At 46.9% G+C, this 4,022-nt stretch carries 2 protein-coding genes; one reads left to right on the forward strand and one right to left on the reverse strand.

Features of this window, described 5'->3' with window-relative positions; translation table 11 throughout:
* Positions 1–328: 328 nt before the first annotated feature.
* Positions 329–1,519, reverse strand: coding sequence for a helix-turn-helix transcriptional regulator (locus H6F80_RS28525; RefSeq protein ID WP_199296879.1), 1,191 nt, complete (start codon positions 1,517–1,519; stop codon positions 329–331).
* Between the two features lie 237 nt (positions 1,520–1,756).
* Between H6F80_RS28525 and H6F80_RS28530 the strand changes: the two genes are divergently transcribed.
* On the forward strand, positions 1,757–4,022 hold a 2,266-nt coding region (locus tag H6F80_RS28530), incomplete at its 3' end, for a type I restriction endonuclease subunit R (RefSeq protein ID WP_190794896.1).

Consider the following 4,022-nt stretch of genomic DNA (forward strand, 5'->3'; position numbering starts at 1 on the left):
AAGATGGCATTCGAGTGGATCAATTAGTGAATTCAGAACTCTGTCAGGACGCTGCTTAATTCTTCCTCGTACACCAGATTTGACAATAGTTCGGCGAGCGATTGCCATACAAGAGCAAGCCCTAGCCTTTACTAGCCCTTTAAGAGTCTGAAACCTCCATTCTTTCGTTGAATAGTTGCAGGGTAGCGCAAATAATTAAGCCTTCTTAGCCGGCTATCAAAAGTGCTATGTAGCAATAGTTTGAGAGCTATCTTGCAAATCTTTGTACATATCCTGTAGCTATCTAAATAAGCCAATAGTGGGTATTACGCCAAGAATTATTAGTTGTCTATTGCCTAGGAATTTGTTGGGAGTAGCGTTCATATTGCTGTCTAGCTACCTCGTGATGCTCCTGTACAAGCCAGTCTGGTGTAAGTACCTGAACATTACCCGTGAAACGATAGATCCAGTAGTTAAACTCTCTGATCGAGCGGAGCGGAAGCTTTATTAGGTAATCAATATACGCTGGTTTGTTGGTAGCAGGATCTTTAGGTCCAGGTTCAAGTTTTTGAGTAGGGTGACGCAGTTCCCCTTCTGCAACGAACCCCATCACTCGTGGGAAGAATCGAACCCTAATGTCAACTAACTCCAGTTGCCCCAGTAACTCCTGCTTTTGGTCTTCTGGATTACCGAGGAAAAGACCCCAACCGTTTTCTAAGAGTTCATGAGCCAATTTCAAGTTACATTTCTGGGCGCTAAGCCCTCGTCCTTCACAGTCTAAGACATCGCATTTGTCCTCTAGTCGATCGATTCTGGAAATTGCTAAATGACCATCCCCACAATACTGATAGATAAGATACCAGGCAATATCATAGTGAAGGATTTGCAGAGGCCATACTTGAAAAGTGCCGTATTCCCTGCGCAGCATGGGGTTAAGCTTTCTACCTAGTTCAATTTTTTGACCTTTGAGAATGGCTACTTCAACCGTTTCTAGGCAGTCAAATAAGTTTCGTTGCCCACGCATTCGAGCGGCTCTTTCAACTGGGTTGGTTTCCACAATGGAGCGATTCAGTTGGGCACGAACAGGATAGAAAAGTTGTTCTTTCGAGGCAAGACCTTTAAGCCTCTTAGAGAGCTTATTGTAAATCTCCTGAACAAGCGGATCTCGCTGGTATTGAGATTGAGAACTGAGGGCATTGAGTGCGATAGTAAGTTCCATCTCACTCATGGCTCCTGTGCCCAAGTAATAGCCCCAGCGGTACATTTGATCTCCTAGAATGCCTAGAGAGCGTAGAAAGGCTAAATCTTTATGGAGCGTGTGGACTGAGCACTGGATAGATACACCACGTTGTTCAGCAACCTGAAGGACGTACTTCCTAACTTCCTCTAGAGCGTTGTGATGCTCAGTAGTATTATCCAGCTTGTCCAAATAGCCCACCCCAGGATATTGAAGCAGGGTGTCAATTAGCAGCATGAGCCGACGAAAGGCACTGTCGCTGAAGTACTTTGACATTTCGGAGGAGGCTTGCTTCTTGGGCATGAGCGTTCCTACAAGTGAAAGAGAGCATCTAAGTCTTCATCAAAGGACATAGAGAAAGTCTTTGTCTATCAGGTGTTATACGCAAATCTGAGCTTCATCTTAAAATGCCAGTTTTTCTTAGGAATTTTAGGAATATTTGGTTAGTCTAGGAAAGTAATGATAGGGGTAACTGCCGGGAACTCTAGCTCGCAGGTCAAGCGTTGTTAGGCATTGCTATCGGGAGATAGAAGCAAAGATATGGCTAACTACAGTGAAGCAGATGCAAGGAGTGTAATTGATGACCTGCTGCGCGCTGCAGGTTGGAATCCGGCGGATAAGCTTCAGGTACAGACAGAAGTTTCTATCTCAGATATGGAAGCCTTTCGCGTTGCTGACGCTGGTAGCAACTATGGGAGTGGCAAAGCCTTCGGGAAAAAGGGGCGTGCAGATTATGTATTGCTTAGTCAGCGGGGGCATCCACTAGCGGTAATTGAAGCGAAGAGGCAAGCATTTGAGCCTTACCAGGCAAAGCAACAGGCGCTTCCCTACGCCCAAGCGATCGCCGCTCCCTTCATTTTCTTAACGAATGGTGAACTCATCTACTTCTGGGACTATCAGAATGACGATGCCCGGATTGTCAACTCTTTCTTCTCTCAGAGAGATTTAGAGCGTCTGGTAGAAATGCGTGCAACTCGCCAGCCCTTGGCGACTATTGAGATCCCGGATTACTACCTCTGTCAGGGGGAAAATCATGAAGTGCGTCCGTATCAGAAGGCAGCGATGCGGGCGATGGATCAGGCGCTAGAGCTTAGCAAGCGGCGATTTTTGGTGGAGCTTGCTACAGGTACAGGTAAGACTGACCTGATTTGTTTGCAGCTTAAACGTCTAATTCAGTCAGGGAATGCAGAGAAAATTTTGTTTCTGACAGACCGCGAACAGCTTGCGAAACAGGCAATAGGAGCTTTACAGGATCTCTTAGGGGAATATGGGAGCTATTGGCTCAAGCCAGGGGTTGTGCGTCAGGAGAAGCAAATAACGGTTTGTCTACTACAAACCATGATCAGCCGTTACAAGGAGTTCACTAGTGGCTACTTTGATGTGGTTGTAGCGGATGAGTGCCATCGTTCAATCTATGGGGCGTGGCAAAAAGCACTAACTCACTTTGATGCTTTCCATATCGGGTTGACAGCGACCCCAGCAGCTTACATTGAGCGCAATACCTTTGAGTTTTATAAGTGCGTTGGGGATCAGCCAGATTTTGCTTACCCCATTCAGGATGCATTTAAGAATGAATATTTAGTGCCTTACCGCTTTGCTACGGGCATTACGGAGTTAATTGCGGAGGGGGCTGAGGTAGACGACGTTGAATATGACCCGTCTGGCTTTGAGCGGAAGTGGACGAATGAGGACACAAACCGCAAGATGATGCAGGAGTTCGATCGGCTGGCTTGGGAAAACTATCTAGATTCTGCTCCCAAGCAGCTAGTAGGACCAGGGAAAGCAATCGTCTTCGCGCTCACTAAGCATCATGCTAGTCGGCTTGCCCGGTACCTGAATGAGTTGCACCCAGAGCACAAAGGGAACTATGCGGCAGTAATTACGAGCGATGTCTCGAACGCGGATGAACTGATTCGACAATTTAAGTATGAGCCTTACCCCCAAGTGGCAGTTAGTGTTGACATGCTCAATACAGGGTTTAACTGTCGCGAAGTTTTGCATCTGGTAATGTGTCGTCCGATTCGTAGCCCAATTCTATATCAGCAGATTCGGGGACGGGGCACTAGAACAGCCCCCAAAATTGGGAAGCAGCGATTTGTTATTTATGATTTCTTCCACAACCACGAATATTTCAACGATAGTGATGCAGAAATATTTTCGGGTCCGGGAACTGGTCGAGGGGCGGGTGGTAGTAGCCAGACCAAAGGCGATCGCCCCAGAACAGACTTGATTGAGTTAGGGATCATCGACCAGTGGCAGGAGGCAGTCCAATATATTGAGGTTGGACCAGAGGGAGAGCGGGTTGATAAACGGGACTATGTGAAGCATTGGGAGACAACGATTCGCTCTCAGCTTGGGATTGATCCCATCTTGCAGAAAATTCAGAACAACGAATTGCTAACTGAAGAGGAGGAGGAAGAACTGACTCGCCACCTCAACAGCCATCAGCTTTACTTTAATCAAGAGAACCTCCGAAAAGCCTATCGCGATCGCGACCTTACCAAGAGCCTTGTGGATTTCATTAAAGTTGCTCTAGGTACTGCCCAAGTCAAAACCAGAGATCAGGTTTTAGAGGAGAATTTCCGTGCCTGGTTGGTGTCAGGTGCCTTTACGCCAGAGCAGTCTATCTACCTTTCAACGTTGAAAAATCGGGCGATCGCCAAAGGCAAGCTTGAGATGGCTGACCTTTTCCAACCGCCGCTATCGATTTTGGATGCTGCCAATCAGGGAATTCAGCTTTTTGGCGAACAGGGGTTACGAGAGATTTTTGATGAGTTTAATCGGACTGTTTTCCCAGATGAAGCAG

It is taken from the genome of Leptolyngbya sp. FACHB-711, assembly GCF_014695615.1.
Lineage (GTDB): Bacteria > Cyanobacteriota > Cyanobacteriia > Elainellales > Elainellaceae > Leptolyngbya_A.

What these genes read in the sequence shown, in the direction of transcription:
- H6F80_RS28525 (WP_199296879.1), bottom strand. Translation starts at nt 1,519, where the DNA reads ATGCCCAAGAAGCAAGCCTCCTCCGAAATGTCAAAGTACTTCAGCGAC.